This is a genomic window from Streptomyces sp. M-16, assembly GCF_052114405.1.
In the GTDB taxonomy this organism is placed as follows: domain Bacteria; phylum Actinomycetota; class Actinomycetes; order Streptomycetales; family Streptomycetaceae; genus Streptomyces.
Window position 1 is genome coordinate 1 of sequence record NZ_JBFRER010000252.1, and the last position, 3,694, is coordinate 3,694.

The following is a 3,694-nucleotide window of genomic DNA, read 5'->3' on the forward strand; positions in this document are numbered from 1 at the left end:
GGCCGTACCCGCGCCGCCGGGATGCCCCGCGCCCGCGCCGGAGCCCCGGGGCGCAACCGCGCCGGTGACCGCCGCCGGGTCCTGCCGCGAGGGGAGTTCGGCCGTCCCTTCGCCGCGGACGGCCGGCCCCAGCTCCTCGGCCCGCAGGATCGCGAGCTCCAGGCGGCGCAGTCCGGGTCCCGGGTCCACACCGAGTTCCTCGCGCAGCCGGTCGCGCACCGTGCGGTACTCGGCCAGCGCCTCGGCCTGCCGTCCGGTGCGGTAGAGGGCTTCGATCAGCTGCTCGGTGAACCGCTCGCGCACCGGGTACCGGCGGGTGCTCTCGTAGAGGTCGACCAGTACCTGATGGCAGTTGCCGGCGGCGAGTTCGAGGTCGCAGACCCGCTCCAGCACCCGCAGCCGCTCCTGTTCGAGCGCGGGCACCGCGTCGCGCTGGAGCATCCGCGAGGCCACGTTGGCCAGGGGCTGGCCGTGCCAGAGCGAGAGCGCCTCGCGCAGCCGGTACAGCTCTTCGTCCGTGCCGGCGGCGGCGCGGGCCTGCGCCGTCAGTAACCGGAACAGCACCAGGTCCAGGGTCTCGGTGTCGTTGCGCATCCGGTACCCGCCCGGTACGGCCTCTATGGTCGTCGCGGATATGCCGTATTTCGCGAATAACCTGCGCAGGCGCAGTACGCACGTCTGGAGCGCGGCCCGCGCGGTCGCGGGAGGCTCCTCGTCCCACACGGCGCGCAGGAGATACCCGGTGGAAACCACGGCGCCGGGATGGAGGAGAAGCGCCGCGAGCAGACTGGTGGGCTTGGACGGTTTGAGAACCACTGTCTCGGGGCCGTGCGCAATACTCAGGGGCCCCAATAGCTGGAACCGCATGATGGTCCCCCGTGTCGGGTCACGTGTTTCGCAGACGAATGTGACGGGTGCGGTGGTCTGCGGAGCTTCCGTGCCGGACATGCTCCGGAAATAGTCCGGACCATAGCCTGAGGATGCTCGCCGCTCCCCGTCGGGCGGTGAATATCTGGAACCCTACATAACGGATCTTGCGAAAGTCGAGGCGTCGACCACAACATTTCCGGTGTACCGGCCCGCCTTCTCCTCTCCGTCACCCGGACGTCCCGTGGAGTTACTGTCGGCGCGTCAATGCTGTTCACGAGTAAACGAGTCCCGATGGTCGGCTCGCTCGAGTCTGAATTGAGTGCGCATTACCCGCGGGTCGAAACGGGATGGGGTGAGAACCTCCGCATGGCCGAATCCAGTCGTCCAGGATGGCGGATTCCGTTTCCCGGAACGGAATCCGCCCTCGTGCGAGAAGGTACGTCCGGCGCCGTTACTCGAAACGGTCCGTGTCACCCGCGCCGCGGCGAATGATTTCGGCCTCGCCGCCGGAGAAGTCGATGACCGTCGTGGGCCGGGTCCCGCAGTCCCCGGAGTCGAGCACGGCGTCCACCACGTGGTCGAGCCGCTCCTTGATCTCCCAGCCCTGCGTCAGCGGCTCCTCCTCGTCCGGCAGGAGCAGCGTGCTGGACACCAGGGGTTCGCCCAGCTCGGCGAGGAGGGCCTGGGTGACGAGGTGGTCGGGGATCCGGACGCCGACCGTCTTCTTCTTGGGGTGCATCAGCTGCCGCGGCACCTCCGACGTGGCCTTCAGGATGAAGGTGTACGGGCCGGGCGTCGCCGCCTTGATCGCGCGGAAGACGTCGTTGTCGACCTGTACGAACTGCCCCAGCTGGGCGAAGTTCTGGCACACCAGGGTGAAGTGGTGGCGGTCGTCGAGGTCGCGGATCGTACGGATCCGGGTGAGGCCGTCGCGGTTGCCGAGCCGGCACCCCAACGCGAAACACGAGTCCGTCGGATACGCGATGAGCGCGCCCGAACGGATGCTGTCGGCCACGCCGCTGATGGTGCGCCGCTGGGGGTTCTCCGGATGTACGTCGAAATACTTCGCCATCCGTCGAGCCTACGGGACCGGACCGGTACCCTCCGCCACCCGTGAACCCCAGGGCGGCCTCCCGCGACCCCATAAGGGGTGTCCGGAAACCGTCGTCCGGTGCGATGGGCCGGGCGGGCCGAGACGGGGGCGGCGGACGGCGCGCTCTGCTCCGTCCGGGTTCTCTTGGCGCGCCCGTTCGGCCCCAGGACCGAGTTTATGATCATCGTTTCGTGCTCCGGTCGTTTTGATGCTGCCATCCGGCGTGTGCGACCTGGGAGGGCTGCGTGGCGAAGTCACGGACTCAAGCGTGGAGTGCGGCGGCAGCGGTGACGGGCGCCCTGCTGGCCGTCGCCGCCGCCCCCGGCCAACCGTCTGCGGGGAACGGCCCCTTGGACCGGACGGCCGCGGGTGCGGCCCGGGACGCCGGGGTCACCCTGCTGGTCGGCCGCGCCGTCGACGGGGAGGACGGCGACCGCGGCCCCGTCACCGCCGGCTGGTGCGAGGCGGGAGCCTTCCGGGGCGGCCCGTGCGGTGCCTGGCGGGAGCAGCGGGTTCTGGCCACCGCCCACGGAGCAGCGTCCGTCCTGCCCGACCCGGCGTTCCGCCGCCCCGAAGCCCTCCCCACGGACGCGGGCGGGCCCCTGGAGATCGCCCTCGCCCACTCGCAGGCCGGCAGCCTCACCGACGTCACCGTCCACGACGGCCACGGCCGCCACCTGGCCGGCGCCCTCTCCCCGGGCGGCGGCCACTGGCGCAACACCGAACCGCTGCGGGCGGGGGAGAGCTACACCGTGCGGGTCGGCGCCCAGGACGGGGACGGCACCCCGGTCGGCGTCACCATGGCCTTCCGGACCGCACCCCCCGCCGACGGCGGCAGGCTCACCGCCGAGTTCGGACCCCGCCCGGGCACGTACGGGGCCGGGGAGATCGTGACGGCCGTCCTGAGCCGCCCGGTCCCCGCCGAGGACGCCGACGCGCGGGCCCGCGTCGAACAGGGCCTCCAGGTCACCTCGGAGCCCCATGTCGAGGGCGCCTGGCACTGGGTCGACGACACCACCCTGCACTTCCGCCCCCGCACCTACTGGCCCGCCCATGCCGTGGTCCGCGTCCGCAGCGGCCTCGACGGGGTCGAGCTCGGCGGCCACGGATACGGAGGCCCCTCCGAGTCCCTGGAGTTCACCGTCGCCGACCGGATCGAGGCCGTCACCGACTCCGCCGCCCACGAGATGACCGTACGCCGCAACGGCCGGGTCATCCGGACCATCCCGGTCACCACCGGCAAGGCGGGCTTCCTGACCCGCAGCGGCATCAAGGTCGTCCTGGGCAAGGAGGCCAAGGTCCGCATGCGCGGGGACACCGTCGGCATCCAGAAGGGCACCAAGGAGTTCTACGACCTCCCCGTCCTCTACGCGACCCGGGTCACCTGGAGCGGCGAGTACGTCCACGCCGCGCCCTGGTCGGTCGAGGCACAGGGCGAGGAGAACGTCAGCCACGGTTGCACCGGCATGTCCACCGAGGACGCCGCCTGGTTCTTCGAGACGGTCCGCGAGGGCGACATCGTCGAGGTCATCAACAGCGGCGGCGCGCCGATGGCCCCCTTCGACAACGGCTTCGGCGACTGGAACATGGACTGGCGCACCTGGCTGTCGGGCAGCGCCCTGAGCTCCGCCGCCACCCGCCCGGCACCCCTCGCCGCGCACACCCCCTCCCGGCTGCACCCGACGACGTGACCGGGCCGCCGGGAGCGGCCGCGCCCGGCCCGCCCGCCGC

The 3,694-nt window shown here is 71.7% G+C and carries 3 protein-coding genes; 1 reads left to right on the top strand and 2 read right to left on the bottom strand.

Annotation, left to right across the window (positions count from 1 at the left end; translation table 11 throughout):
• A partial coding sequence (locus tag AB4039_RS41735; protein ID WP_442273251.1) for an AfsR/SARP family transcriptional regulator occupies nucleotides 1–867 on the bottom strand: 867 nt, incomplete at its 3' end.
• 454 nt (nucleotides 868–1,321) lie between these two features.
• The gene (locus AB4039_RS41740) at nucleotides 1,322–1,942 is read right to left on the bottom strand and encodes an L-threonylcarbamoyladenylate synthase (protein WP_266846185.1); all 621 of its coding nucleotides are present in this window, start codon (nucleotides 1,940–1,942) and stop codon (nucleotides 1,322–1,324) included.
• A 371-nt stretch (nucleotides 1,943–2,313) separates the two neighbouring features.
• Between AB4039_RS41740 and AB4039_RS41745 the strand changes: the two genes are divergently transcribed.
• Nucleotides 2,314–3,654 carry an Ig-like domain-containing protein gene (locus tag AB4039_RS41745; RefSeq protein ID WP_442273252.1) on the top strand — a complete coding sequence of 447 codons (1,341 nt, stop codon included), beginning with the start codon at nucleotides 2,314–2,316 and terminating at the stop codon, nucleotides 3,652–3,654.
• Nucleotides 3,655–3,694: the final 40 nt, after the last annotated feature.